We start from the raw sequence: 26380 nt of genomic DNA on the forward strand, positions 1-26380 counted from the left end.
AAAGTCCTAAATTAAATGGGTTGTTAGCTCAGCTGGGAGAGCACTCGCCTTACAAGCGAGCGGTCGGCGGTTCAATCCCGTCACAACCCACCATTTGCTGGCTTAGCTCAGCAGGCAGAGCAACCGCCTTGTAAGCGGTAGGTCGTAGGTTCAATTCCTATAGCCAGCACCATAAATTATTTGGAGGGATAGTGAAGTGGCTAAACACGGTTGGCTGTAAACCAACTCCTAGGGTTCGGGGGTTCGAATCCCTCTCCCTCCACCATAATGTTGGGGTGTAGCCAAGTGGTAAGGCAAAGGACTTTGACTCCTTGATGCGGTGGTTCAAATCCACCCTCCCCAGCCAAATTTAATATGCTCCGTTAGCTCAGTCGGTAGAGCATCTGGCTTTTAACCAGAGGGTCGCAAGTTCGAGCCTTGCACGGGGTACCATTAGTGCCTAAGTGGTGGAATTGGTAGACACGCTGGATTTAAGCTCCAGTAAATGTTAAAGTTTGTGTCGGTTCGAGTCCGACCTTAGGTACCATAAAGAAATTTAAAGCAGAATATTTTTTTAATTTTGTCGAAAACTCTTGATAAAATAAAAAAAATCATCAACTTGATAATTTTAAAAGGCTTTTATGTAAAATTACTATTTTTACTTTAACTTTTTTATACATTAAAATATAATACCGCTGTTTGTTGGTTTGGAGTTAAACCCTTATGTTGGTATTTTCATTTTCAGAGATTTAAATAATTTTGAATATTAGTAAAACCTAAACCATGATAATGAATTAAGGCTTCTTTAAGACTAGATTGTAATTTACTGATTTTATTTAAGTTACGATAACTAGCTTCAGGATTAATTGTTGTTTTAGTTACACATAAAGTAGAATTTGTTTGTTTTGCTACTAAAAAATATAATTTTTGCATATCAGAAGTAATAATTGAATTTTCGTTAATTAATTCTTTGTTCATATTTTCAATAACTCATTGTTTTTGTAAACCTTTGGTGTTTGTGGATTTAACATAAATATTGTTATTATTATCAATTGCCATTTGAATACAGCATTTAGTATTAGTTGCGAATGGGTCAAGGTGAATTCTTCGTGGATCAGTTTTATATTTGAAATTTCCTTTATGGATTTCTTTAATGAATGTTTCATCGATTTGGATTTTACCAGATAATTTTTTAAATTTTAATTGGGTATTTTCTAATTGTTATGATTTCATTAATTTTTGACGATTATATCAAGCAGTTTTTAATGTAGTTTTAATAAAACGAGAAATTGTTTTACTAGATTGCCCCAGCAATGAAATTTGAATCAATAAATTTCATTGTTCATAATTTAAATGACTTCAATAAATAAAATGATTACGAAAAGCGTCAAAACTTGCACGGCAATTTTTACATAAATATTTTTGTTTTCCTTCTGAATTATGTCCATTTTTAACGCAATGGTAAGATTCACATTTAGGGCATTTAATACCTTGCGCTCTAAATTTTTGATCAATTTCATTTAAACGTTTTTGTTTTTTTATTAATTCTGCTTGTTGTTTGACTTTTTCATAAAATTCTAAAAATTGATCATCTGTTAAAGTATTTACTAGTTCTTGAATTATTTTTTTCATAATTATTATCCACCTCTATCATATTAAAAATATACCTAAAATTAAGTATATTCAATAAATATCAAGAGTTTTCGACAAAATTAAAATAAAAAATTATTTTAATGTTGTTTTTATAAGCATTTTACTTAGTTTTTATAACCTTTTATTGAGATTATGTTTGTTAATATTTTGTTTTATTACTTATTTTTCAAATAAAACGATAATTAAATTGTAGTTACTTTTCTTTCAAAATTAATCAAATATTTTTCCACCTAACAAAACTTTACGCGTCCAATTTAATGAATTTAAAATATTGTTTTGGATTGCTTTAGCGCACTCAAATGCATTATTATATTGAAGATAAATATTAGTTGCGTCTAAACAGTATTCATCAATTGAAGTTATTTCTACTTTATTGGTAAAATTATTTACTAATAAATTGAAAATTTTATGTGAATACTCAATATAAAGTTTACGGTTATTGTTAATACAAATTAATGTCGGACATAACGCTTTTGCTTGATATAAGGGCATGGCGGTTTTAATATTATATTTTCTCGCTTCATAGTTAGCTGAAGCGACAATTGCTCTTCTGGATTGTGGATTGAGTACTAACAACAATAGGTTCGGAAGCAATACTTGGATCAATAACTTGATGACAACTAGCAAAAAAAGCATTCATATCAATATAAAATATTACTTTCATCTTTTAACTTATCCTTTTTAGTTAATATAAAATCTATTTGGGGGTATTTTTAAGGGTATTAAAAGCATCATCCACTAATTTTATAACATTAATTTGTTTGCTTTGTAAAAGGTTATTGGAAAATAAATGAGCTAAATATTCAATATTTCCTTTCTTGTGGCCAACGATTGGACTATAAATTAAACCTTGTAAAGAAAAACCATATTCTTTAAAAAAAGCAATTAAATTATTTAATACTTGATAATGCACTACGGGGTTTTTAACAACGCCCCCCTTTTCAATTTGCGTTCTACTACTTTCAAATTGTGGTTTAATTAAACAAACTAATTGGCCTTGGGGCATTAAAATTTCTGTTAAAACCGGAATAATTTTTGTTAATGAAATAAAGGCAACATCAATAGCACAAAAACTAATATTATCTTTAAACATTTCTTTCTTGACATAACGAAAATTAGTGTTTTCCATAACAATTACTTGGGGGTGAGTTCGTAATTTTCAAGCTAATTGATTAGTACCGACATCTAAACTATAAACCAATTTTGCTTTATTTTGTAACATACAATCAGTAAAACCACCCGTAGAAGAACCAATATCTAAACATACAAGATTTTCTAAATTGATATTAAACGCTTTAAGAGCTTTACTTAATTTATATCCCCCACGGGAAACAAATTGATTATCTTGTTTTTTTATTCTAATAATACTGTTAAGGGCAACTAAAGTTCCTGACTTAATAATTAATTCATCATTTACAAGTACTTGATGATTAATAATGGCACTTTGAGCTTCAGTTCGGGAATGAAATAATTCTTTTTGAACTAATAATATATCTAATCGGATTTTTTCCATTGTTGTTCTTCACTTACGATAAATTTTTCATTTTGTTTATTGATTTGTTATTGAGGATGATAAATTCGTTAAATTCTAAAGGATATATTGTAGCAATAGCATTAATATATTTTTCCATAATATTAAGTTTTACAATTAAAAGATTTTGTGTTGGCAATTGGTCTAATAAAGAAGGAATTTTAGCTTTTCGAGCTAAGGTTTCACGATGTAATAAAAAATATAATGCTAAATAAAAACCAAAATTATAATAATAAGTTTTGTTATTTTCTTTGTGATTAAAAATTGCTACCGATTCAAATGAATTACCAATCAGATGGGCGAGAAGATAAAATTTTTCATTTCTTACTAATCCTAAGCCTTTTAACTCATCAATATTTTTAATTTTACTATTATAGGCATCTTGTAATTGTAATTCAATTGGTGATTTAATTGCAGAACTAATTGCTAAGTTTTGAAAAAATTCATTAATTACTTTCAGATTTTTAATTTTTTTAATTTCTAAATCAAAAAGGTAAATTTGACTACAAACTACAGCTTTGCAAGAAATTAAATGACGAATAAATAACTCGGGACTTAATTTTTCATTAACAATTAATAGACCTAATGCTTGCATAAAAATACTATGTTTAGTAACAACATTTAAAATATACAAACCATCTTGAATAATTTCTGGATTATTGGTTTGTTTTATGGTTTTAATTAATGTTTTCTTTGCTAATTTAATAGATTTCTTCAGTAATTCATTTCCCATAGTTGTCATCCTTGTTAGTCACTTTTCTCATTATTAGCAATACTTTGCAAAATGCCATTAATATATTTATATTCAGTATTGATGAAATACTTTTTAGTAATAAGAACTGCTTCATTAATAATAATCGCTGAATTTTCCTTTAAAATAAGTAATTCATAAGTTGCTCACAATAAAATCCCTTGCTCTAAATTAGATAATTTAGAAAAATGTCACCCTACTTTTAAGTATTTATTAATAATTTTAATTATAATTTTTCGTTGTTCAAAAAGATGAATTAAATTATTAATAGTTTCTGCATTAAAATCTTCTTTGTTTTCTTTAATTTCTTTAATAATTGTTTCTAAGTCATAATTTAATAATTGTTGTTGATAGATAAAAAAAATTATGCTTTCTCTTATATTATGCTGTGAATTTTTTTCCATATTTTTACCACCGTTATTACTAATTTTAGCATAAAAGAAAGCATATTTTCTATTAAATAGAAAATATGCTTAATCAAATATTTTTTTAATTTTGTCGAAAACTCTTGATAAAATAAAAAAAATCATCAACTTGATAATTTTAAAAGGCTTTTATGTAAAATTACTATTTTTACTTTAACTTTTTTATACATTAAAATATAATACCGCTGTTTGTTGGTTTGGAGTTAAACCCTTATGTTGGTATTTTCATTTTCAGAGATTTAAATAATTTTGAATATTAGTAAAACCTAAACCATGATAATGAATTAAGGCTTCTTTAAGACTAGATTGTAATTTACTGATTTTATTTAAGTTACGATAACTAGCTTCAGGATTAATTGTTGTTTTAGTTACACATAAAGTAGAATTTGTTTGTTTTGCTACTAAAAAATATAATTTTTGCATATCAGAAGTAATAATTGAATTTTCGTTAATTAATTCTTTGTTCATATTTTCAATAACTCATTGTTTTTGTAAACGTTTGGTGTTTGTGGATTTAACATAAATATTGTTATTATTATCAATTGCCATTTGAATACAGCATTTAGTATTAGTTGCGAATGGGTCAAGGTGAATTCTTCGTGGATCAGTTTTATATTTGAAATTTCCTTTATGGATTTCTTTAATGAATGTTTCATCGATTTGGATTTTACCAGATAATTTTTTAAATTTTAATTGGGTATTTTCTAATTGTTTTGATTTCATTAATTTTTGACGATTATATCAAGCAGTTTTTAATGTAGTTTTAATAAAACGAGAAATTGTTTTACTAGATTGCCCCAGCAATGAAATTTGAATCAATAAATTTCATTGTTCATAATTTAAATGACTTCAATAAATAAAATGATTACGAAAAGCGTCAAAACTTGCACGGCAATTTTTACATAAATATTTTTGTTTTCCTTCTGAATTATGTCCATTTTTAACGCAATGGTAAGATTCACATTTAGGGCATTTAATACCTTGCGCTCTAAATTTTTGATCAATTTCATTTAACCGTTTTTGTTTTTTTATTAATTCTGCTTGTTGTTTGACTTTTTCATAAAATTCTAAAAATTGATCATCTGTTAAAGTATTTACTAGTTCTTGAATTATTTTTTCCATAATTATTATCCACCTCTATCATATTAAAATATACCTAAAATTAAGTATATTCAATAAATATCAAGAGTTTTCGACAAAATTAAAATAAAAAATTATTAATTATTATTAAATTTTAACTAATATTTTTACTTACTTAAATCTATTATATTTATTTGTTACAGCATTACCTTTATAATTAATTCAACTATCATCATTTTTATTATTATCCACCTCTATCATATTAAAATATACCTAAAATTAAGTATATCCAATAAATATCAAGAGTTTTCGACAAAATTAAAAAAATATTTTATTATTCTTTAATATGTTTTTCATTAATATAATTTTCATATTCGGCATCTGTTAGGACCTTATCAAAATTACCAACAATCGTATTTGCTTGTAATGATTGAATAACAATTTTAACAAAATCTTTAAAATCAGAATTTTCAGTAACTAAGCGATCAATTGTTGCTCAGTCAAGAGTTTCTTTTTCTTTTGCTGGAAATAAAATAATACTTTGCTTAATATTATTAGGATTTATCTTAATGACACCAATATTAAAAGCATTATTAAGTCTTTTTTTTTTAATTTTGTCGAAAACTCTTGATAAAATAAAAAAAATCATCAACTTGATAATTTTAAAAGGCTTTTATGTAAAATTACTATTTTTACTTTAACTTTTTTATACATTAAAATATAATACCGCTGTTTGTTGGTTTGGAGTTAAACCCTTATGTTGGTATTTTCATTTTCAGAGATTTAAATAATTTTGAATATTAGTAAAACCTAAACCATGATAATGAATTAAGGCTTCTTTAAGACTAGATTGTAATTTACTGATTTTATTTAAGTTACGATAACTAGCTTCAGGATTAATTGTTGTTTTAGTTACACATAAAGTAGAATTTGTTTGTTTTGCTACTAAAAAATATAATTTTTGCATATCAGAAGTAATAATTGAATTTTCGTTAATTAATTCTTTGTTCATATTTTCAATAACTCATTGTTTTTGTAAACGTTTGGTGTTTGTGGATTTAACATAAATATTGTTATTATTATCAATTGCCATTTGAATACAGCATTTAGTATTAGTTGCGAATGGGTCAAGGTGAATTCTTCGTGGATCAGTTTTATATTTGAAATTTCCTTTATGGATTTCTTTAATAAATGTTTCATCGATTTGGATTTTACCAGATAATTTTTTAAATTTTAATTGGGTATTTTCTAATTGTTTTGATTTCATTAATTTTTGACGATTATATCAAGCAGTTTTTAATGTAGTTTTAATAAAACGAGAAATTGTTTTACTAGATTGCCCCAGCAATGAAATTTGAATCAATAAATTTCATTGTTCATAATTTAAATGACTTCAATAGACTTCTTGCAAAATTAATATGATAATTATAATTTTTAAATTTAAAATAAATATAAAAGTGTTATTAAAATAATTTTTAGATTATTTTTACAAATATTTTGTCATTAAAACATAATAAAAATTATTATTTACAATAAAAAAAGACTGAAATTTTAAATTATCAAATATATTTAAACTAATAGTTGTAAATTATAAATTGAAGCTATTAAATTAAATCTTAAAGCAAATCTTTTTCTACGATTTCGATATTTTTCACTAATAATTTTAAATTTTTTAAGTATAGCAAAAACATTTTCAATAACAATTCTCATTTTTGAAATTCGCTCATTATTTTGCTTTTCTTCTTTATTTAAAGGGTTTTTCTTTGATTTTCTTTTAGGAATTAAAACATTATGATTAATTTTTTGTATGCCTTGATAACCTAAATCCACTAAAACAGTTGTTTCTGGTAAAAATTTAATTTTTGAATCTTTTAAAATTTTAAAGTCATGGTTTTTACCATAAGAAAAATCAGAACTAATAATTTTTTTACTATCTTTTTCAATTATAACTTGTGTTTTTATTGTGTGTTTTTTCTTTTTTCCTGAGTAGTGCTGTTTTTGTCTTTTTTTGGGCGTTGGATTTGGCTTTCAGTTACATCAATTATAACAGTCTTATCTTTGAAATAATCTTTTAATAGTGATTTTTGACCAGTAAGTTGTTGAAAATTAGGGTGTTTTATTAAAGTGTCTTCAATTCATTTGATATTTCTATAACAACTACTTTCACTAATATCATAACTTTTTGCAATATGAAAATAAGTTCTATATTCTCTTCAATATTCTAAAGTCATTAAAATACGATTTTCTAATGATAATTTATTGGTTCTTCCGCGACGAAATCTCTTTTTTAATTCTTCTATTTTTAAAATTTCTAGCATTTTATTAAAAGTAGTATGTTTAATACCAGTTAATCTTAAAAAATTTTTATCACTTATTTGATTATTTTTTTTAAATTTCATTTAAATTCCACCTTTTTATTAAAAACAACAATTCAATTATATTTTAAATTAATTTTGCAAGAAGTCTAATAAATAAAATGATTACGAAAAGCGTCAAAACTTGCACGGCAATTTTTACATAAATATTTTTGTTTTCCTGGACGCGTAAAGTTTTGTTAGGTAGAGAAATATTTGATTAATTTTGAAAGAAAAGTAACTACAATTTAATTATTGTTTTATTTGAAAAATAAGTAATAAAACAAAATATTTAATATTAACAAACATAATCTTAATAAAAGGTTATAAAAACTAAGTAAAATGCTTATAAAAACAACATTAAAATAATTTTTTACAACAAAAATCATACATAAGAAATATATACTTAATTTGCATATTGAAACAATTTATAGTAAATGATTATTTTTTCTTTTTTAAAAAATACCTAAGAAAACTAAACGCGACCTCGTACTTATTTGTTTTAATTTTGTCGAAAACTCTTGATATTTATTGAATATACTTAATTTTAGGTATATTTTTAATATGATAGAGGTGGATAATAATTATGGAAAAAATAATTCAAGAACTAGTAAATACTTTAACAGATGATCAATTTTTAGAATTTTATGAAAAAGTCAAACAACAAGCAGAATTAATAAAAAAACAAAAACGGTTAAATGAAATTGATCAAAAATTTAGAGCGCAAGGTATTAAATGCCCTAAATGTGAATCTTACCATTGCGTTAAAAATGGACATAATTCAGAAGGAAAACAAAAATATTTATGTAAAAATTGCCGTGCAAGTTTTGACGCTTTTCGTAATCATTTTATTTATTGAAGTCATTTAAATTATGAACAATGAAATTTATTGATTCAAATTTCATTGCTGGGGCAATCTAGTAAAACAATTTCTCGTTTTATTAAAACTACATTAAAAACTGCTTGATATAATCGTCAAAAATTAATGAAATCAAAACAATTAGAAAATACCCAATTAAAATTTAAAAAATTATCTGGTAAAATCCAAATCGATGAAACATTTATTAAAGAAATCCATAAAGGAAATTTCAAATATAAAACTGATCCACGAAGAATTCACCTTGACCCATTCGCAACTAATACTAAATGCTGTATTCAAATGGCAATTGATAATAATATAATAACAATATTTATGTTAAATCCACAAACACCAAACGTTTACAAAAACAATGAGTTATTGAAAATATGAACAAAGAATTAATTAACGAAAATTCAATTATTACTTCTGATATGCAAAAATTATATTTTTTAGTAGCAAAACAAACAAATTCTACTTTATGTGTAACTAAAACAACAATTAATCCTGAAGCTAGTTATCGTAACTTAAATAAAATCAGTAAATTACAATCTAGTCTTAAAGAAACCTTAATTCATTATCATGGTTTAGGTTTTACTAATATTCAAAATTATTTAAATCTCTGAAAATGAAAATACCAACATAAGGGTTTAACTCCAAACCAACAAACAGCGGTATTATATTTTAATGTATAAAAAAGTTAAAGTAAAAATAGTAATTTTACATAAAAGCCTTTTAAAATTATCAAGTTGATGATTTTTTTTATTTTATCAAGAGTTTTCGACAAAATTAAAAAAATATGTTAATTTAATTGATATTATTTAATAACCGATATGTCTCTTCACAAATCATTAATTCCTCATTAGTTCGAATCGCATAAATAGCCACCGAACTCAAATCATTAGATATTTGTAAATAATCATCATATGATTGACTATTCTTACCACGATTATAATCTAACGCCATAGTTTTAATATTTTTAATAATCATTTCTCGAATTAAAGCACTATTTTCACCAATACCAGCCGTAAAAACAATCGCATCAACCTTATTATCCAAATCATTTTGATACTGAGTAATATAATCAACAACTCTTTTAGCATATAATTCCAAGGTAAATTGTGCTTGAATATTACCATCCTTAGCAACCCGACTAACTTCTCTCGTATCAGAAGAAATTTGACTAATTCCTAATAAACCAGATTCATTATTTAGTTTATTAACAACACCAACAATATCTAAATTTAATTGTTCAGCAATATATTGATGAATCGCTGGATCAATATCACCACTACGAGAACCCATCATTAATCCTGCTAAAGGTGTAAATCCCATTGATGTATTATATGATTTCCCATTTTTAATGGCACAAATACTAGCACCATTTCCTAAATGACAAACAATCGCATTAATATTGCTAACTGGTTTATTAAGAATCAAACTTAGTTTATTAATAATATAATGATAACTAATACCATGAAATCCATACCTTCTAACATTATAGTCAGTATATCAATTATATGGTACGGGATAAATATAATTTATTTTTGGCATTGTAGTATGAAATGTTGTATCAAAAACAGCAATATGTGGACAGTTAGCAACCGCTTGAAATGCTTTTAAAGTACTTAACCCCGCAGGATTATGTAACGGTGCCAACTTAATATTTTCAGCAATTATCTTTGTAATATCATCATTAACAATGACACTTTCTTTGATTTTTTCACCGCCATGAACAATGCGATGCCCCACAGCAATAATTTCATTAAAATTTTGAATCACATTTTGTGACTTTAAAAGTTCTAAAATAACTTCTGCGGCCACATTATGATTTGATAACGGGGTATCACTAACAAATTCATTATTATTATATTTAATCGTCGTTTTACCATCAACAAAAATTCTTTCTGCTAATCCCTTACAAATTGGATTAAATTCTTTATTTGCTGTTATTTCATATAACTGAAACTTAATTGAACTTGAACCAGCATTAATAACTAAAATTTTTTTCTTTAAATTAGATAGCATTATTTTATTTCCTTTCATTAATCTTTTAAATTGATCTTCAAGCTGTTAAAATCGCTGTCAAATAAATATCTTCCACTGTTGACCACCCGCGTGATAAATCTCACTAACAATTTGATTTAAACCTAAAATCATTGGTCCAACAGCATGATATTGCCCTAATCGTTCAGCAATTTTATAACCAATATTACCAGCATCTAAATTAGGAAATACAAAAATATCCGCACTACCTTTCATCTTTGAATAAGGCATTTTTTTTGATTCGTACTTCTTCTAATAAAGCACTATCAAACTGCATTTCACCCTCAATTAAAGCATCAAAATTTTCTTTTTGTAATATAATATCATCCTTTGTTTTGCCTCTTGAACTTTAATAACCAATTCACTACTAGCAGTAGAAAAAGATAACATTGCTACTTGTGGCAATTTTATGCCCAATTTATGAGCTAAATTAATTGCTGATTTTGTAATACTTACTAATTGTTCAGTAGTTGGGTCAATATTTAAAGAAATATCAGTAAATATATACCATTGATTATCTTTAACTAGTAAATTAGCACTTGATGCAATGGCTACATCTTTTGTTGTTTTAATAATTTGTAATGCTGGGACTAAAATATTTTTTGTTGCATACTCAATCCCCCCTAACAAACAATCAGCATTATTATTCTTTAATTGCATTGTTGCAAAATAGTTAGTTTCTTGAACTAATTCTTGAGCTTTTTCTAAAGTAATTTTATTTTTACGCATTGTAAACAACTGTTGGGCTAATTCATTAGTGTTAAACTATCATCAATCGCAATCGTTTTAATACCTGCTCCTAACAAACTTTTAGGAATATCTATCTTATTTTCAAAACATAAAATTGGTTCAATATAATTATCACTTTTTAATTTGAGTGCTACTTCTTGAATTTTTGAATTGGTACCCTCAGGAAAAATTAACCGGCGTTTATTTTCTAATGACTGTAATTCGATTTTCGCTTTTTCTAATAATTCTTGTAACATCTCTTAGTCTCCTCTATATGTATTTTCCACTATTAATGCTATCATAACACTAAACAAAATAAAAATTAAAACGAAATAACGGTGAAAAACAATGAAAGTTATTGATGATGCTCTTCACAAAATTGAATATACAATTAAAAATTCGCGTTTTATTTGTCTTATTAAATATGTTACCACCGAAAAAGACGCCCAACAATTCATTAATCAATATTTAGACCCCAAAGCGACACACAATTGTTATTGCTATATTACCAATAATAATGAAATCCAAAAATATGATGACGATAAAGAACCGATCAGAACCGCAGGATTTGCAATGCTTAGTTATTTACAAAAACAAAATATTACTAATATCGTTGTTTTAAACATTCGCTATTTTGGAAAAATCCTTTTAGGAAAATCACGATTAATTCATGCCTATAAATTTGGATTACAAAAATTATTTTTAAACCTTAAATTATATCCGCTAGAAATAATTTATGAATATACAATTTCTTTCCCATACGAACAGCAAAAACTAATTAATAAAATTATTAAAGAACATCAAGGCAATATTATTAAACAATTATATAGTGAACTAATTATGATTACTTTTACTAGTAATAAAAATACTTGACAGCACCTATTACCTAATAATACAAAATTTGCTAAACAAAGAATTATTCAAAAAAGAAAATTAAAAAATGATTAAAAAAACTTTTAATTTTGTCGAAAACTCTTGATAAAATAAAAAAAATCATCAACTTGATAATTTTAAAAGGCTTTTATGTAAAATTACTATTTTTACTTTAACTTTTTTATACATTAAAATATAATACCGCTGTTTGTTGGTTTGGAGTTAAACCCTTATGTTGGTATTTTCATTTTCAGAGATTTAAATAATTTTGAATATTAGTAAAACCTAAACCATGATAATGAATTAAGGCTTCTTTAAGACTAGATTGTAATTTACTGATTTTATTTAAGTTACGATAACTAGCTTCAGGATTAATTGTTGTTTTAGTTACACATAAAGTAGAATTTGTTTGTTTTGCTACTAAAAAATATAATTTTTGCATATCAGAAGTAATAATTGAATTTTCGTTAATTAATTCTTTGTTCATATTTTCAATAACTCATTGTTTTTGTAAACGTTTGGTGTTTGTGGATTTAACATAAATATTGTTATTATTATCAATTGCCATTTGAATACAGCATTTAGTATTAGTTGCGAATGGGTCAAGGTGAATTCTTCGTGGATCAGTTTTATATTTGAAATTTCCTTTATGGATTTCTTTAATAAATGTTTCATCGATTTGGATTTTACCAGATAATTTTTTAAATTTTAATTGGGTATTTTCTAATTGTTTTGATTTCATTAATTTTTGACGATTATATCAAGCAGTTTTTAATGTAGTTTTAATAAAACGAGAAATTGTTTTACTAGATTGCCCCAGCAATGAAATTTGAATCAATAAATTTCATTGTTCATAATTTAAATGACTTCAATAAATAAAATGATTACGAAAAGCGTCAAAACTTGCACGGCAATTTTTACATAAATATTTTTGTTTTCCTTCTGAATTATGTCCATTTTTAACGCAATGGTAAGATTCACATTTAGGGCATTTAATACCTTGCGCTCTAAATTTTTGATCAATTTCATTTAACCGTTTTTGTTTTTTTATTAATTCTGCTTGTTGTTTGACTTTTTCATAAAATTCTAAAAATTGATCATCTGTTAAAGTATTTACTAGTTCTTGAATTATTTTTTCCATAATTATTATCCCCCTCTATCATATTAAAAATATACCTAAAATTAAGTATATTCAATAAATATCAAGAGTTTTCGACAAAATTAAAAAAAAAACTACTAAAATAAACAAAAAAAACGGTAAAATATTAACATACCTAAAAAAATAAGGAGCTTATTAATGGAAAAACATCCTGCGGTCAAAGAAATTTTATTTACCCATCAACAAATAATTGAACGAACTAAAGCGTTAGCATTAGAAATTAGTAAATACTATCAAGCTAACGACTCAACAATTATTCTTTTAGGAATTCTTAAAGGATGTATTCCCTTTTTAGCTGAATTTATTAGTCACTTAACAATTGAATGTGAAATTGACTTTATGGCGATTGCTTCTTTCCACGGTGGAACCGAAGCTAGTAGCACACCACAAATTATCATGGACATTAACCAAGATATTACTAATCGTGATATTTTAATTATTGAAGATATCATTGAAAGTGGTGCCAGTTTATTAACCATCAAAGAATATTTATTTCTAAAAGGAGCTAAAACCGTAAAAATGGTAACATTACTAGACAAAACTAAAGGAAGAAAGGTAGAACTTAACGCTGATTGAACCGGTTTTAAAGCCCCCCAAGAATTTCTTATTGGTTATGGTCTTGATTATCAAGAAAAACTCCGTAATTTACCTTATGTTGCCATTGCTGATATGGGGAAAATAGCCCTCCTAGAAAAACAATAATTTCTTTTAATTTTGTCGAAAACTCTTGATAAAATAAAAAAAATCATCAACTTTTTAATTTTGTCGAAAACTCTTGATAAAATAAAAAAAATCATCAACTTGATAATTTTAAAAGGCTTTTATGTAAAATTACTATTTTTACTTTAACTTTTTTATACATTAAAATATAATACCGCTGTTTGTTGGTTTGGAGTTAAACCCTTATGTTGGTATTTTCATTTTCAGAGATTTAAATAATTTTGAATATTAGTAAAACCTAAACCATGATAATGAATTAAGGCTTCTTTAAGACTAGATTGTAATTTACTGATTTTATTTAAGTTACGATAACTAGCTTCAGGATTAATTGTTGTTTTAGTTACACATAAAGTAGAATTTGTTTGTTTTGCTACTAAAAAATATAATTTTTGCATATCAGAAGTAATAATTGAATTTTCGTTAATTAATTCTTTGTTCATATTTTCAATAACTCATTGTTTTTGTAAACGTTTGGTGTTTGTGGATTTAACATAAATATTGTTATTATTATCAATTGCCATTTGAATACAGCATTTAGTATTAGTTGCGAATGGGTCAAGGTGAATTCTTCGTGGATCAGTTTTATATTTGAAATTTCCTTTATGGATTTCTTTAATGAATGTTTCATCGATTTGGATTTTACCAGATAATTTTTTAAATTTTAATTGGGTATTTTCTAATTGTTTTGATTTCATTAATTTTTGACGATTATATCAAGCAGTTTTTAATGTAGTTTTAATAAAACGAGAAATTGTTTTACTAGATTGCCCCAGCAATGAAATTTGAATCAATAGACTTCTTGCAAAATTAATATGATAATTATAATTTTTAAATTTAAAATAAATATAAAAGTGTTATTAAAATAATTTTTAGATTATTTTTACAAATATTTTGTCATTAAAACATAATAAAAATTATTATTTACAATAAAAAAAGACTGAAATTTTAAATTATCAAATATATTTAAACTAATAGTTGTAAATTATAAATTGAAGCTATTAAATTAAATCTTAAAGCAAATCTTTTTCTACGATTTCGATATTTTTCACTAATAATTTTAAATTTTTTAAGTATAGCAAAAACATTTTCAATAACAATTCTCATTTTTGAAATTCGCTCATTATTTTGCTTTTCTTCTTTATTTAAAGGGTTTTTCTTTGATTTTCTTTTAGGAATTAAAACATTATGATTAATTTTTTGTATGCCTTGATAACCTAAATCCACTAAAACAGTTGTTTCTGGTAAAAATTTAATTTTTGAATCTTTTAAAATTTTAAAGTCATGGTTTTTACCATAAGAAAAATCAGAACTAATAATTTTTTTACTAGACTTCTTGCAAAATTAATTTAAAATATAATTGAATTGTTGTTTTTAATAAAAAGGTGGAATTTAAATGAAATTTAAAAAAAATAATCAAATAAGTGATAAAAATTTTTTAAGATTAACTGGTATTAAACATACTACTTTTAATAAAATGCTAGAAATTTTAAAAATAGAAGAATTAAAAAAGAGATTTCGTCGCGGAAGAACCAATAAATTATCATTAGAAAATCGTATTTTAATGACTTTAGAATATTGAAGAGAATATAGAACTTATTTTCATATTGCAAAAAGTTATGATATTAGTGAAAGTAGTTGTTATAGAAATATCAAATGAATTGAAGACACTTTAATAAAACACCCTAATTTTCAACAACTTACTGGTCAAAAATCACTATTAAAAGATTATTTCAAAGATAAGACTGTTATAATTGATGTAACTGAAAGCCAAATCCAACGCCCAAAAAAAGACAAAAACAGCACTACTCAGGAAAAAAGAAAAAACACACAATAAAAACACAAGTTATAATTGAAAAAGATAGTAAAAAAATTATTAGTTCTGATTTTTCTTATGGTAAAAACCATGACTTTAAAATTTTAAAAGATTCAAAAATTAAATTTTTACCAGAAACAACTGTTTTAGTGGATTTAGGTTATCAAGGCATACAAAAAATTAATCATAATGTTTTAATTCCTAAAAGAAAATCAAAGAAAAACCCTTTAAATAAAGAAGAAAAGCAAAATAATGAGCGAATTTCAAAAATGAGAATTGTTATTGAAAATGTTTTTGCTATACTTAAAAAATTTAAAATTATTAGTGAAAAATATCGAAATCGTAGAAAAAGATTTGCTTTAAGATTTAATTTAATAGCTTCAATTTATAATTTACAACTATTAGTTTAAATATATTTGATAATTTAAAATTTCAGTCTTTTTTTATTGTAAATAATAATTTTTATTATGTTTTAATGACAAAATATTTGTAAAAATAATCTAAAAATTATTTTAATAACACTTTTATATTTATTTTAAATTTAAAAATTATAATTATCATATTAATTTTGCAAGAAGTCTACTATCTTTTTCAATTATAACTTGTGTTTTTATTGTGTGTTTTTTCTTTTTTCCTGAGTAGTGCTGTTTTTGTCTTTTTTTGGGCGTTGGATTTGGCTTTCAGTTACATCAATTATAACAGTCTTATCTTTGAAATAATCTTTTAATAGTGATTTTTGACCAGTAAGTTGTTGAAAATTAGGGTGTTTTATTAAAGTGTCTTCAATTCATTTGATATTTCTATAACAACTACTTTCACTAATATCATAACTTTTTGCAATATGAAAATAAGTTCTATATTCTCTTCAATATTCTAAAGTCATTAAAATACGATTTTCTAATGATAATTTATTGGTTCTTCCGCGACGAAATCTCTTTTTTAATTCTTCTATTTTTAAAATTTCTAGCATTTTATTAAAAGTAGTATGTTTAATACCAGTTAATCTTAAAAAATTTTTATCACTTATTTGATTATTTTTTTTAAATTTCATTTAAATTCCACCTTTTTATTAAAAACAACAATTCAATTATATTTTAAATTAATTTTGCAAGAAGTCTAATAAATTTCATTGTTCATAATTTAAATGACTTCAATAAATAAAATGATTACGAAAAGCGTCAAAACTTGCACGACAATTTTTACATAAATATTTTTGTTTTCCTTCTGAATTATGTCCATTTTTAACGCAATGGTAAGATTCACATTTAGGGCATTTAATACCGTGCGCTCTAAATTTTTGATCAATTTCATTTAACCGTTTTTGTTTTTTTATTAATTCTGCTTGTTGTTTGACTTTTTCATAAAATTCTAAAAATTGATCATCTGTTAAAGTATTTACTAGTTCTTGAATTATTTTTTCCATAATTATTATCCACCTCTATCATATTAAAATATACCTAAAATTAAGTATATTCAATAAATATCAAGAGTTTTCGACAAAATTAAAACATCAACTTGATAATTTTAAAAGGCTTTTATGTAAAATTACTATTTTTACTTTAACTTTTTTATACATTAAAATATAATACCGCTGTTTGTTGGTTTGGAGTTAAACCCTTATGTTGGTATTTTCATTTTCAGAGATTTAAATAATTTTGAATATTAGTAAAACCTAAACCATGATAATGAATTAAGGCTTCTTTAAGACTAGATTGTAATTTACTGATTTTATTTAAGTTACGATAACTAGCTTCAGGATTAATTGTTGTTTTAGTTACACATAAAGTAGAATTTGTTTTTAATTTTGTCGAAAACTCTTGATATTTATTGAATATACTTAATTTTAGGTATATTTTAATATGATAGAGGTGGATAATAATTATGGAAAAAATAATTCAAGAACTAGTAAATACTTTAACAGATGATCAATTTTTAGAATTTTATGAAAAAGTCAAACAACAAGCAGAATTAATAAAAAAACAAAAACGGTTAAATGAAATTGATCAAAAATTTAGAGCGCAAGGTATTAAATGCCCTAAATGTGAATCTTACCATTGCGTTAAAAATGGACATAATTCAGAAGGAAAACAAAAATATTTATGTAAAAATTGTCGTGCAAGTTTTGACGCTTTTTGTAATCATTTTATTTATTGAAATCATTTAAATTATGAACAATGAAATTTATTGATTCAAATTTCATTGCTGGGGCAATCTAGTAAAACAATTTCTCGTTTTATTAAAACTACATTAAAAACTGCTTGATATAATCGTCAAAAATTAATGAAATCAAAACAATTAGAAAATACCCAATTAAAATTTAAAAAATTATCTGGTAAAATCCAAATCAATGAAACATTTATTAAAGAAATCCATAAAGGAAATTTCAAATATAAAACTGATCCACGAAGAATTCACCTTGACCCATTCGCAACTAATACTAAATGCTGTATTCAAATGGCAATTGATAATAATAACAATAGACTTCTTGCAAAATTAATATGATAATTATAATTTTTAAATTTAAAATAAATATAAAAGTGTTATTAAAATAATTTTTAGATTATTTTTACAAATATTTTGTCATTAAAACATAATAAAAATTATTATTTACAATAAAAAAAGACTGAAATTTTAAATTATCAAATATATTTAAACTAATAGTTGTAAATTATAAATTGAAGCTATTAAATTAAATCTTAAAGCAAATCTTTTTCTACGATTTCGATATTTTTCACTAATAATTTTAAATTTTTTAAGTATAGCAAAAACATTTTCAATAACAATTCTCATTTTTGAAATTCGCTCATTATTTTGCTTTTCTTCTTTATTTAAAGGGTTTTTCTTTGATTTTCTTTTAGGAATTAAAACATTATGATTAATTTTTTGTATGCCTTGATAACCTAAATCCACTAAAACAGTTGTTTCTGGTAAAAATTTAATTTTTGAATCTTTTAAAATTTTAAAGTCATGGTTTTTACCATAAGAAAAATCAGAACTAATAATTTTTTTACTATCTTTTTCAATTATAACTTGTGTTTTTATTGTGTGTTTTTTCTTTTTTCCTGAGTAGTGCTGTTTTTGTCTTTTTTTGGGCGTTGGATTTGGCTTTCAGTTACATCAATTATAACAGTCTTATCTTTGAAATAATCTTTTAATAGTGATTTTTGACCAGTAAGTTGTTGAAAATTAGGGTGTTTTATTAAAGTGTCTTCAATTCATTTGATATTTCTATAACAACTACTTTCACTAATATCATAACTTTTTGCAATATGAAAATAAGTTCTATATTCTCTTCAATATTCTAAAGTCATTAAAATACGATTTTCTAATGATAATTTATTGGTTCTTCCGCGACGAAATCTCTTTTTTAATTCTTCTATTTTTAAAATTTCTAGCATTTTATTAAAAGTAGTATGTTTAATACCAGTTAATCTTAAAAAATTTTTATCACTTATTTGATTATTTTTTTTAAATTTCATTTAAATTCCACCTTTTTATTAAAAACAACAATTCAATTATATTTTAAATTAATTTTGCAAGAAGTCTAATATTTATGTTAAATCCACAAACACCAAACGTTTACAAAAACAATGAGTTATTGAAAATATGAACAAAGAATTAATTAACGAAAATTCAATTATTACTTCTGATATGCAAAAATTATATTTTTTAGTAGCAAAACAAACAAATTATTTTAATTTTGTCGAAAACTCTTGATAAAATAAAAAAAATCATCAACTTGATAATTTTAAAAGGCTTTTATGTAAAATTACTATTTTTACTTTAACTTTTTTATACATTAGACTTCTTGCAAAATTAATATGATAATTATAATTTTTAAATTTAAAATAAATATAAAAGTGTTATTAAAATAATTTTTAGATTATTTTTACAAATATTTTGTCATTAAAACATAATAAAAATTATTATTTACAATAAAAAAAGACTGAAATTTTAAATTATCAAATATATTTAAACTAATAGTTGTAAATTATAAATTGAAGCTATTAAATTAAATCTTAAAGCAAATCTTTTTCTACGATTTCGATATTTTTCACTAATAATTTTAAATTTTTTAAGTATAGCAAAAACATTTTCAATAACAATTCTCATTTTTGAAATTCGCTCATTATTTTGCTTTTCTTCTTTATTTAAAGGGTTTTTCTTTGATTTTCTTTTAGGAATTAAAACATTATGATTAATTTTTTGTATGCCTTGATAACCTAAATCCACTAAAACAGTTGTTTCTGGTAAAAATTTAATTTTTGAATCTTTTAAAATTTTAAAGTCATGGTTTTTACCATAAGAAAAATCAGAACTAATAATTTTTTTACTATCTTTTTCAATTATAACTTGTGTTTTTATTGTGTGTTTTTTCTTTTTTCCTGAGTAGTGCTGTTTTTGTCTTTTTTTGGGCGTTGGATTTGGCTTTCAGTTACATCAATTATAACAGTCTTATCTTTGAAATAATCTTTTAATAGTGATTTTTGACCAGTAAGTTGTTGAAAATTAGGGTGTTTTATTAAAGTGTCTTCAATTCATTTGATATTTCTATAACAACTACTTTCACTAATATCATAACTTTTTGCAATATGAAAATAAGTTCTATATTCTCTTCAATATTCTAAAGTCATTAAAATACGATTTTCTAATGATAATTTATTGGTTCTTCCGCGACGAAATCTCTTTTTTAATTCTTCTATTTTTAAAATTTCTAGCATTTTATTAAAAGTAGTATGTTTAATACCAGTTAATCTTAAAAAATTTTTATCACTTATTTGATTATTTTTTTTAAATTTCATTTAAATTCCACCTTTTTATTAAAAACAACAATTCAATTATATTTTAAATTAATTTTGCAAGAAGTCTATTAAAATATAATACCGCTGTTTGTTGGTTTGGAGTTAAACCCTTATGTTGGTATTTTCATTTTCAGAGATTTAAATAATTTTGAATATTAGTAAAACCTAAACCATGATAATGAATTAAGGCTTCTTTAAGACTAGATTGTAATTTACTGATTTTATTTAAGTTACGATAACTAGCTTCAGGATTAATTGTTGTTTTAGTTACACATAAAGTAGAATTTGTTTGTTTTGCTACTAAAAAATATAATTTTTGCATATCAGAAGTAATAATTGAATTTTCGTTAATTAATTCTTTGTTCATATTTTCAATAACTCATTGTTTTTGTAAACGTTTGGTGTTTGTGGATTTAACATAAATATTGTTATTATTATCAATTGCCATTTGAATACAGCATTTAGTATTAGTTGCGAATGGGTCAAGGTGAATTCTTCGTGGATCAGTTTTATATTTGAAATTTCCTTTATGGATTTCTTTAATAAATGTTTCATTGATTTGGATTTTACCAGATAATTTTTTAAATTTTAATTGGGTATTTTCTAATTGTTTTGATTTCATTAATTTTTGACGATTATATCAAGCAGTTTTTAATGTAGTTTTAATAAAACGAGAAATTGTTTTACTAGATTGCCCCAGCAATGAAATTTGAATCAATAAATTTCATTGTTCATAATTTAAATGATTTCAATAAATAAAATGATTACAAAAAGCGTCAAAACTTGCACGGCAATTTTTACATAAATATTTTTATTTTCTGAATTATGTCCATTTTTAACGCAATGGTAAGATTCACATTTAGGGCATTTAATACCTTGCGCTCTAAATTTTTGATCAATTTCATTTAACCGTTTTTGTTTTTTTATTAATTCTGCTTGTTGTTTGACTTTTTCATAAAATTCTAAAAATTGATCATCTGTTAAAGTATTTACTAGTTCTTGAATTATTTTTTCCATAATTATTATCCATCTCTATCATATTAAAAATATACCTAAAATTAAGTATATTCAATAAATATCAAGAGTTTTCGACAAAATTAAAAATAATTTCTCTAAACAAAAATACCTAACATTATACAATGTTAGGTATTTTAATTAAATTATTACTTTATTCACAATTCAACCCCTAAAAAAGCAATAAACAAACTACCTACCAAATATGTTAACATCAAGGTAACAAGAAAATAAAATAGCACCGCCTCACGAGGTTTTTTAGGATTCAAAATACTATTTCATAATACAGCACTAGTTCCCACACTAGAAAACAAAAAAGCAATTAAATAAATCGCAATTTTAATTAAATGAATTGATAACGCCGTATCCACAAATAAACTCCCTTCTGCTAAAAATTAGTTATCTTAGTATGCCGATCTTTTGCTAACTGTAATAAATTATTTTTCGCTTTATCATCATATTCAATATAATCAGTTAAAATTTTAACTTCTTTCTTTGTTGAATATAATATTCCCGAAGAAATAAGTAACTTATAAGTTTTTTTATGTTGTTTAACAAACATTTGTGCTATTTCTAAATTAGCAACAATAGGAATATGATGTTCTAAAATTCCGATATAACCTTCAGTAGTTTTAACAGTTACAATTTCAACAACATCATCAAAGAAAATTCCTAATGGTGTTATAATTTTTAGTTTTATCGCCATTATTTTAACCCTCTGCTAATTCTTTAGCCTTAGCACCGCCTCTTCAATGCTACCAACAAATAAAAACGCTTGTTCTGGTAATTTATCATGTTTACCAGCTAATATTTCTTTAAAACCTTGAATCGTTTTTGCTATCGGAACATAACTACCTTTCATTCCCGTAAATTTTTCAGCAACCGAAAATGACTGGGATAAAAAATTCCGAATCTTTCTAGCACGATTAACAAGCAATTTATCTTCATCCGATAATTCTTCCATTCCCAAAATTGCAATAATATCTTGTAATTCTTTAAATCTTTGTAAAATTTGTTGCACTTTTCTAGCAACTTGATAATGTTCCTGACCAACAACTTCTGGATCTAATAATCGTGAAGAAGAACTTAAAGGGTCAATCGCTGGATAAATCCCTAAAGCCGCAATACTACGATCTAATACCGTTCTCGCATCTAAATGACTAAAAGTAGTTGCTGGAGCCGGATCGGTTAAATCATCAGCGGGAACATAAATTGCTTGTACCGATGTAATTGAACCTTTCTTTGTTGAAGTAATTCTTTCTTGTAAAGCTCCCATTTCTGTTGCTAAAGTTGGCTGATAGCCCACTGCTGAAGGCATTCTTCCTAATAAAGCCGAAACTTCACTTCCAGCCTGAGTAAAACGAAAAATATTATCAATAAACAATAACACATCTTGATTTTGCTCATCACGAAAATACTCAGCCATTGTTAATCCTGTTAATGCCACTCGCATTCTTGCACCCGGAGGTTCATTCATTTGTCCAAAAACTAATGCCGTTTTATTAATAACATTAGCTTCAATCATTTCATAATACAAATCATTCCCTTCACGAGTTCGTTCACCAACACCAGCAAAAACAGAAATTCCACCATGTTCTTTAGCAATGTTATTAATTAATTCTTGCACCAAAACCGTTTTACCAACACCAGCGCCACCAAAAAGACCAATCTTACCACCACGAGCATATGGAACTAACAAATCAATCACTTTTATTCCTGTCTCTAAAATTTCCGCTGTTGTACTTTGTTCTTCATAACTCGGAGCAACACGATGAATCGGCATTCTTCGCGTTCCTTTGGGAATTATTGAGCCATCTAACGGTTCACCTAAAACATTAAAAATTCTTCCTAAAGTTTCTTTTCCTACAGGAACCATAATTGCTTTTCCAGTATCCATCGCTTTTAAACCTCTAGTTAATCCTTCTGTTGGTCCCATTGAAATTGTTCTCACAATATCATCGCCTAATGCTTGCATTACTTCAACAACTAATTTTTCACCATGATTATCAATTTCCACGGCATTATACAAATTAGGTAAATTGTTATGCGAAAAACGAATATCAATAACTGGTCCTAAAATTTGAATAACTTTACCTTCATTATGCTTTTGTTTTTCAACTTTTTTCATAAATTGTCTCCTTTCCTAATTTGTACTATCAGCCGCAGCAATAATTTCCGCAATCTCTTGCGTTATTTTAGCTTGACGAGAACGATTATATTGCAATGTTAAATTATCTTTCAACTCATTAGCATTATTAGTAGCATTTTCCATTGCTAACCTTCTTGATGCTTGTTCCGATACTTGTGATTCACTAATGGCACTATAAATAATAGTATTTAAATATAGTAAAATTGTTGTTTCTAATACCGTTTGCGCATCCGGCTCAAACTCAAATAATGAATTTTGCTGAGCATTAATTTTAGCAATCGGTAACAATTGCAATACTGTTGGTTGAAACGAAATACTATTAATAAATTTTGTATAAACTAATTTAATCCGTTCAATTTCTTTATTATTAAACATACTTAAAACTTGAAAGCCAATTTCTTGTGCTTGATGATATTCAAAATTTAAATCTAAATTAGAATAACTACTAATGACATTATAATCACGATTTTGATAATAACTAATCCCTTTCGCACCAATTACAATTAATAAATCACTTTTTTTAATTTTCGGGATGACTAATTTATGAATATTATAGTTATAACCAGCACAAAGACCAATATTAGAATTAATAATAATTCATACTGTTCGGAGATGGGACCCACCATCTTTTTGTAAATATATGGAATCATTAGTATTACTAATAATATGATGAAAAACATCATACATTTCTTCACTATAAGGTCTAATCTCTTGAATTCTTTTACTAGCTTTTTTCAATTTTGCTGTTGATACTAATTGTAAAGCACGAGAAATTTTACCAATCGTATTAATTGTTTGAATACGATTTTTAATCCGAAAATCTTGGGGCATAACTATTAATGACGACCTTTTTTAACTTTAATTTTACCTTGAATCAATAACAATTCTCATTGTTCTTTTGTCCCATAACTAGTAATTTCATATTTATCAATTTTACTAACTAAATGATAAACTACTTTAATAATTTCCGTATCAACTTTACTTTTTAACTCTTTAGAAAAGGCTTTAACCTTTTTTAATTCTTGATATATCTTATGAGCTTCTTTATTATTTTTAAAATAATTAATAATATTTTCTTTAAACAATAAAATCTTATCTAAAGGAACTCATTGAATTCTTCGTAAATTAATTGCTAATAATAAAATTGCCTGATTAGTTTGTGATAATGGACTATATTGTGTTTGTTTTAAAATATCAATTGCTCGTTGGCCATGTTCTAAAACCCTTTTTGTCATCTCATCTAAGTCCGAACCAAATTGGGCAAAAGCTTGTAATTCATTATATTGGGCTAATTCTAACTTTAATGTTCCCGCAACCTGCTTAATGGCCTTAATTTGAGCAGCACTACCAACTCGCGAAACTGAAAGTCCAAGATCAACAGCAGGGCGAATCCCCCCATTAAATAATTGACTAGTTAAAAAAATTTGACCATCCGTAATAGAAATAACATTTGTCGGAATATAAGCTGAAATATCACCAGCTTGCGTTTCAATAATTGGTAACGCTGTAATTGAACCATTATCTTTATTTAACCTTGCTGCTCGTTCCAATAATCGTGAATGCAAGTAAAAAACATCACCCGGATATGCTTCTCTTCCTGGTGGTCTTCGTAACAACAAGGCCATTGTCCGATATGCAATCGCATGCTTACTTAAATCATCATAAACAATTAAAACATCTTTCCCTTGTTCCATTCATTCCTCAGCAATAGTAATACCCGTATATGGTGCTAAATATTGTAATGGTGCTAATTCACTGGCCCCAGCAGCAACAATTGTCGTATAACTCATTGCTCCCGTTTGTTTTAATCGTTCCACAATTTGTGCAACAGTAGAAGATTTTTGACCAATGGCAACATAAACACAATTAACATCTTTCCCTTGTTGATTCAAAATCGTATCAATCGCAATGGCGGTTTTACCAGTTTGGCGATCACCAATAATTAATTCTCGTTGTCCCTTACCAATAGGAATCATCGCATCAATTGCTAAAATACCTGTTTGTAATGATTCATCAACTGATTGTCGTGTCATAACCCCCGGGGCAATTCTTTCAACAGGGCGTTTCTTTTTACTTTTAATCGCTCCTTTACCATCAATCGGTTGCCCTAAGGCATTAACAACTCTTCCTAGTAACTCATCACCAACAACAGTTTCAACAACTTGTTTCGTGCGTTTAACAGCATCGCCTTCTTTAATATAAGTATCATCACCCATTAAAACAACACCGACAGCATCTTCTTCTAAGTTTAAAACCATGCCATAAACATCATTATCAAAAAGTAATAATTCACCCAGCATCGCTTTATCTAAACCATGAAGCACAGCAATTCCATCACCGACGCTAATAACACTACCTTCTTCACTTAATTCCATCTTTTTACCATAATGTTTAATTTGACTTTTAATTACATCAGCAATTTCATTTACCTTAAATGACATCAATA

General features: G+C 25.3%; 36 protein-coding genes, 6 tRNA genes and 2 pseudogenes. 13 read left to right on the forward strand and 31 right to left on the reverse strand.

The features are described from left to right. Positions 1 to 17 precede the first annotated feature (17 nt). The 6 genes from AAHM82_RS08335 (at position 18) to AAHM82_RS08360 (ending at position 526) form a co-directional block, all read left to right on the forward strand. Positions 18 to 93, forward strand: a tRNA-Val gene (locus AAHM82_RS08335). Positions 94 to 96: 3 nt separating this feature from the next. Next, positions 97 to 172, forward strand: a tRNA-Thr gene (locus tag AAHM82_RS08340). 10 nt (positions 173 to 182) lie between these two features. Continuing rightward, positions 183 to 265 (forward strand) — tRNA-Tyr (locus tag AAHM82_RS08345). Positions 266 to 271: 6 nt separating this feature from the next. Then, positions 272 to 346, forward strand: a tRNA-Gln gene (locus AAHM82_RS08350). A gap of 10 nt (positions 347 to 356) precedes the next feature. After that, positions 357 to 432, forward strand: a tRNA-Lys gene (locus AAHM82_RS08355). 5 nt (positions 433 to 437) lie between these two features. Beyond that, a tRNA-Leu gene (locus tag AAHM82_RS08360) sits at positions 438 to 526 on the forward strand. Positions 527 to 651: 125 nt separating this feature from the next. On the opposite strand, the gene AAHM82_RS08365 is transcribed toward AAHM82_RS08360, so the two are convergent. The 12 genes from AAHM82_RS08365 to AAHM82_RS14240 form a co-directional block, all read right to left on the reverse strand. Then, entirely contained in the window at positions 652 to 1038 is a 387-nt protein-coding gene (locus AAHM82_RS08365) for a hypothetical protein (RefSeq protein WP_342263617.1), read from the reverse strand. Positions 1039 to 1200: 162 nt separating this feature from the next. Beyond that, positions 1201 to 1611, reverse strand: a complete 411-nt coding sequence (locus tag AAHM82_RS08370) for an IS1/IS1595 family N-terminal zinc-binding domain-containing protein (RefSeq protein ID WP_342263618.1) — start codon at positions 1609 to 1611, stop codon at positions 1201 to 1203. Between the two features lie 231 nt (positions 1612 to 1842). Continuing rightward, positions 1843 to 2208: a hypothetical protein gene (locus AAHM82_RS08375; protein ID WP_342263619.1), complete on the reverse strand. Its 366-nt coding sequence runs from the start codon at positions 2206 to 2208 to the stop codon at positions 1843 to 1845. Next, positions 2159 to 2296: a hypothetical protein gene (locus AAHM82_RS14230; protein ID WP_425288971.1), complete on the reverse strand. Its 138-nt coding sequence runs from the start codon at positions 2294 to 2296 to the stop codon at positions 2159 to 2161. The genes AAHM82_RS08375 and AAHM82_RS14230 overlap by 50 nt, the downstream gene beginning before the upstream one ends. 33 nt (positions 2297 to 2329) lie before the next feature. Then, positions 2330 to 3145, reverse strand: coding sequence for a TlyA family RNA methyltransferase (locus tag AAHM82_RS08380; RefSeq protein WP_342263620.1), 816 nt, complete (start codon positions 3143 to 3145; stop codon positions 2330 to 2332). A 13-nt stretch (positions 3146 to 3158) separates the two neighbouring features. Then, entirely contained in the window at positions 3159 to 3896 is a 738-nt protein-coding gene (locus tag AAHM82_RS08385; RefSeq protein WP_342263621.1) for a hypothetical protein, read from the reverse strand. Positions 3897 to 3910: 14 nt separating this feature from the next. After that, complete coding sequence (locus tag AAHM82_RS08390; RefSeq protein ID WP_342263622.1) at positions 3911 to 4318, reverse strand: transcription antitermination factor NusB; 408 nt, start codon at positions 4316 to 4318, stop codon at positions 3911 to 3913. Between the two features lie 183 nt (positions 4319 to 4501). Next, positions 4502 to 5461, reverse strand: a complete 960-nt coding sequence (locus AAHM82_RS08395) for an IS1/IS1595 family N-terminal zinc-binding domain-containing protein (protein WP_342263352.1) — start codon at positions 5459 to 5461, stop codon at positions 4502 to 4504. Positions 5462 to 5753: 292 nt separating this feature from the next. Then, positions 5754 to 6068 (reverse strand): hypothetical protein, encoded by a 315-nt coding sequence (locus AAHM82_RS08400; protein ID WP_342263623.1) that lies wholly within the window; start codon positions 6066 to 6068, stop codon positions 5754 to 5756. A gap of 57 nt (positions 6069 to 6125) precedes the next feature. Beyond that, positions 6126 to 6830, reverse strand: coding sequence for a transposase (locus AAHM82_RS08405; protein ID WP_342263616.1), 705 nt, complete (start codon positions 6828 to 6830; stop codon positions 6126 to 6128). Between the two features lie 158 nt (positions 6831 to 6988). Next, positions 6989 to 7381, reverse strand: a complete 393-nt coding sequence (locus AAHM82_RS14235) for a transposase family protein (protein ID WP_342264845.1) — start codon at positions 7379 to 7381, stop codon at positions 6989 to 6991. Next, positions 7378 to 7818 carry a transposase family protein gene (locus AAHM82_RS14240; RefSeq protein WP_342263396.1) on the reverse strand — a complete coding sequence of 147 codons (441 nt, stop codon included), beginning with the start codon at positions 7816 to 7818 and terminating at the stop codon, positions 7378 to 7380. Before AAHM82_RS14240 ends, AAHM82_RS14235 begins: the two co-directional genes overlap by 4 nt. A 541-nt stretch (positions 7819 to 8359) precedes the next feature. On the opposite strand from AAHM82_RS14240, the gene AAHM82_RS08415 reads away from it, so the two are divergent. Beyond that, entirely contained in the window at positions 8360 to 9034 is a 675-nt protein-coding gene (locus tag AAHM82_RS08415) for an IS1/IS1595 family N-terminal zinc-binding domain-containing protein (protein WP_342263624.1), read from the forward strand. Continuing rightward, a complete protein-coding gene (locus AAHM82_RS08420; protein ID WP_342263625.1) occupies positions 9019 to 9324 on the forward strand; it encodes a hypothetical protein in 306 nt (101 codons plus the stop codon). The genes AAHM82_RS08415 and AAHM82_RS08420 overlap by 16 nt, the downstream gene beginning before the upstream one ends. 112 nt (positions 9325 to 9436) lie before the next feature. On the opposite strand, the gene AAHM82_RS08425 is transcribed toward AAHM82_RS08420, so the two are convergent. From AAHM82_RS08425 to AAHM82_RS08435, 3 genes and pseudogenes are all read right to left on the reverse strand, one after another. Beyond that, positions 9437 to 10675 carry an acetate kinase gene (locus AAHM82_RS08425; protein WP_342263626.1) on the reverse strand — a complete coding sequence of 413 codons (1239 nt, stop codon included), beginning with the start codon at positions 10673 to 10675 and terminating at the stop codon, positions 9437 to 9439. Positions 10676 to 10702: 27 nt separating this feature from the next. Further along, positions 10703 to 11404 (reverse strand): annotated as a pseudogene (locus AAHM82_RS08430) (phosphate acyltransferase). A gap of 17 nt (positions 11405 to 11421) precedes the next feature. Next, positions 11422 to 11661, reverse strand: a complete 240-nt coding sequence (locus AAHM82_RS08435) for a hypothetical protein (RefSeq protein WP_342263627.1) — start codon at positions 11659 to 11661, stop codon at positions 11422 to 11424. Positions 11662 to 11752: 91 nt separating this feature from the next. On the opposite strand from AAHM82_RS08435, the gene AAHM82_RS08440 reads away from it, so the two are divergent. Further along, the gene (locus tag AAHM82_RS08440) at positions 11753 to 12352 is read left to right on the forward strand and encodes a YigZ family protein (protein WP_342263628.1); all 600 of its coding nucleotides are present in this window, start codon (positions 11753 to 11755) and stop codon (positions 12350 to 12352) included. Positions 12353 to 12458: 106 nt separating this feature from the next. Here AAHM82_RS08440 and AAHM82_RS08445 read toward each other — a convergent pair whose 3' ends face one another. Next, a complete protein-coding gene (locus tag AAHM82_RS08445; RefSeq protein ID WP_342263352.1) occupies positions 12459 to 13418 on the reverse strand; it encodes an IS1/IS1595 family N-terminal zinc-binding domain-containing protein in 960 nt (319 codons plus the stop codon). Between the two features lie 156 nt (positions 13419 to 13574). On the opposite strand from AAHM82_RS08445, the gene hpt reads away from it, so the two are divergent. Continuing rightward, positions 13575 to 14138 (forward strand): hypoxanthine phosphoribosyltransferase, encoded by a 564-nt coding sequence (gene hpt / locus AAHM82_RS08450; RefSeq protein ID WP_342263629.1) that lies wholly within the window; start codon positions 13575 to 13577, stop codon positions 14136 to 14138. 152 nt (positions 14139 to 14290) lie between these two features. Here the strand turns inward: hpt and AAHM82_RS08455 are convergent, their stop codons facing one another. Both AAHM82_RS08455 and AAHM82_RS08460 read right to left on the reverse strand, forming a co-directional pair. Continuing rightward, positions 14291 to 14947, reverse strand: a complete 657-nt coding sequence (locus AAHM82_RS08455) for a transposase (protein ID WP_342263374.1) — start codon at positions 14945 to 14947, stop codon at positions 14291 to 14293. Between the two features lie 172 nt (positions 14948 to 15119). Then, a pseudogene (locus AAHM82_RS08460) lies at positions 15120 to 15479 on the reverse strand (transposase family protein); the annotation flags it as partial. Positions 15480 to 15549: 70 nt separating this feature from the next. Between AAHM82_RS08460 and AAHM82_RS14245 the strand changes: the two are divergent. Both AAHM82_RS14245 and AAHM82_RS14250 read left to right on the forward strand, forming a co-directional pair. Beyond that, positions 15550 to 15990 (forward strand): transposase family protein, encoded by a 441-nt coding sequence (locus tag AAHM82_RS14245; RefSeq protein ID WP_342263396.1) that lies wholly within the window; start codon positions 15550 to 15552, stop codon positions 15988 to 15990. Further along, on the forward strand, positions 15987 to 16379 hold the full coding sequence (locus AAHM82_RS14250; RefSeq protein ID WP_342264845.1) for a transposase family protein: 393 nt from the start codon (positions 15987 to 15989) through the stop codon (positions 16377 to 16379). The genes AAHM82_RS14245 and AAHM82_RS14250 overlap by 4 nt, the downstream gene beginning before the upstream one ends. 200 nt (positions 16380 to 16579) lie before the next feature. Here the strand turns inward: AAHM82_RS14250 and AAHM82_RS08470 are convergent, their stop codons facing one another. After that, on the reverse strand, positions 16580 to 17020 hold the full coding sequence (locus tag AAHM82_RS08470; RefSeq protein WP_342263396.1) for a transposase family protein: 441 nt from the start codon (positions 17018 to 17020) through the stop codon (positions 16580 to 16582). A gap of 48 nt (positions 17021 to 17068) precedes the next feature. Further along, positions 17069 to 17392 (reverse strand): IS1/IS1595 family N-terminal zinc-binding domain-containing protein, encoded by a 324-nt coding sequence (locus AAHM82_RS08475; RefSeq protein WP_342263630.1) that lies wholly within the window; start codon positions 17390 to 17392, stop codon positions 17069 to 17071. Positions 17393 to 17850: 458 nt separating this feature from the next. Here AAHM82_RS08475 and AAHM82_RS08480 point away from each other — a divergent pair, with 458 nt between their 5' ends. Beyond that, positions 17851 to 18474, forward strand: coding sequence for an IS1/IS1595 family N-terminal zinc-binding domain-containing protein (locus AAHM82_RS08480; protein WP_342263631.1), 624 nt, complete (start codon positions 17851 to 17853; stop codon positions 18472 to 18474). 144 nt (positions 18475 to 18618) lie between these two features. Here the strand turns inward: AAHM82_RS08480 and AAHM82_RS14255 are convergent, their stop codons facing one another. From AAHM82_RS14255 to atpA, 11 genes are all read right to left on the reverse strand, one after another. Beyond that, complete coding sequence (locus AAHM82_RS14255; RefSeq protein ID WP_342264845.1) at positions 18619 to 19011, reverse strand: transposase family protein; 393 nt, start codon at positions 19009 to 19011, stop codon at positions 18619 to 18621. Then, positions 19008 to 19448: a transposase family protein gene (locus AAHM82_RS14260; RefSeq protein WP_342263396.1), complete on the reverse strand. Its 441-nt coding sequence runs from the start codon at positions 19446 to 19448 to the stop codon at positions 19008 to 19010. The genes AAHM82_RS14255 and AAHM82_RS14260 overlap by 4 nt, the downstream gene beginning before the upstream one ends. Before the next feature lie 493 nt (positions 19449 to 19941). Then, positions 19942 to 20334, reverse strand: a complete 393-nt coding sequence (locus tag AAHM82_RS14265; protein WP_342264845.1) for a transposase family protein — start codon at positions 20332 to 20334, stop codon at positions 19942 to 19944. Further along, on the reverse strand, positions 20331 to 20771 hold the full coding sequence (locus AAHM82_RS14270) for a transposase family protein (protein ID WP_342263396.1): 441 nt from the start codon (positions 20769 to 20771) through the stop codon (positions 20331 to 20333). The genes AAHM82_RS14265 and AAHM82_RS14270 overlap by 4 nt, the downstream gene beginning before the upstream one ends. 43 nt (positions 20772 to 20814) lie before the next feature. Continuing rightward, positions 20815 to 21489, reverse strand: coding sequence for a transposase (locus AAHM82_RS08495; protein WP_342263632.1), 675 nt, complete (start codon positions 21487 to 21489; stop codon positions 20815 to 20817). Between the two features lie 20 nt (positions 21490 to 21509). Beyond that, positions 21510 to 21788 (reverse strand): hypothetical protein, encoded by a 279-nt coding sequence (locus tag AAHM82_RS08500; RefSeq protein ID WP_342263633.1) that lies wholly within the window; start codon positions 21786 to 21788, stop codon positions 21510 to 21512. Positions 21789 to 21934: 146 nt separating this feature from the next. After that, positions 21935 to 22156, reverse strand: coding sequence for a hypothetical protein (locus tag AAHM82_RS08505; protein ID WP_342263634.1), 222 nt, complete (start codon positions 22154 to 22156; stop codon positions 21935 to 21937). 17 nt (positions 22157 to 22173) lie between these two features. Continuing rightward, positions 22174 to 22491 carry a F0F1 ATP synthase subunit epsilon gene (locus AAHM82_RS08510; protein WP_342263635.1) on the reverse strand — a complete coding sequence of 106 codons (318 nt, stop codon included), beginning with the start codon at positions 22489 to 22491 and terminating at the stop codon, positions 22174 to 22176. Positions 22492 to 22506: 15 nt separating this feature from the next. Then, positions 22507 to 23913, reverse strand: coding sequence for a F0F1 ATP synthase subunit beta (gene atpD / locus AAHM82_RS08515; protein ID WP_342263636.1), 1407 nt, complete (start codon positions 23911 to 23913; stop codon positions 22507 to 22509). A gap of 15 nt (positions 23914 to 23928) precedes the next feature. Continuing rightward, positions 23929 to 24765, reverse strand: coding sequence for an ATP synthase F1 subunit gamma (atpG, locus tag AAHM82_RS08520; RefSeq protein ID WP_342263637.1), 837 nt, complete (start codon positions 24763 to 24765; stop codon positions 23929 to 23931). Positions 24766 to 24770: 5 nt separating this feature from the next. Further along, the gene (atpA, locus tag AAHM82_RS08525) at positions 24771 to 26375 is read right to left on the reverse strand and encodes a F0F1 ATP synthase subunit alpha (RefSeq protein ID WP_342263638.1); all 1605 of its coding nucleotides are present in this window, start codon (positions 26373 to 26375) and stop codon (positions 24771 to 24773) included. Positions 26376 to 26380: the final 5 nt, after the last annotated feature.

The sequence above is a fragment of the Spiroplasma endosymbiont of Clivina fossor genome (assembly GCF_964031115.1).
Classification (GTDB): domain Bacteria; phylum Bacillota_I; class Bacilli_A; order Mycoplasmatales; family Nriv7; genus Nriv7.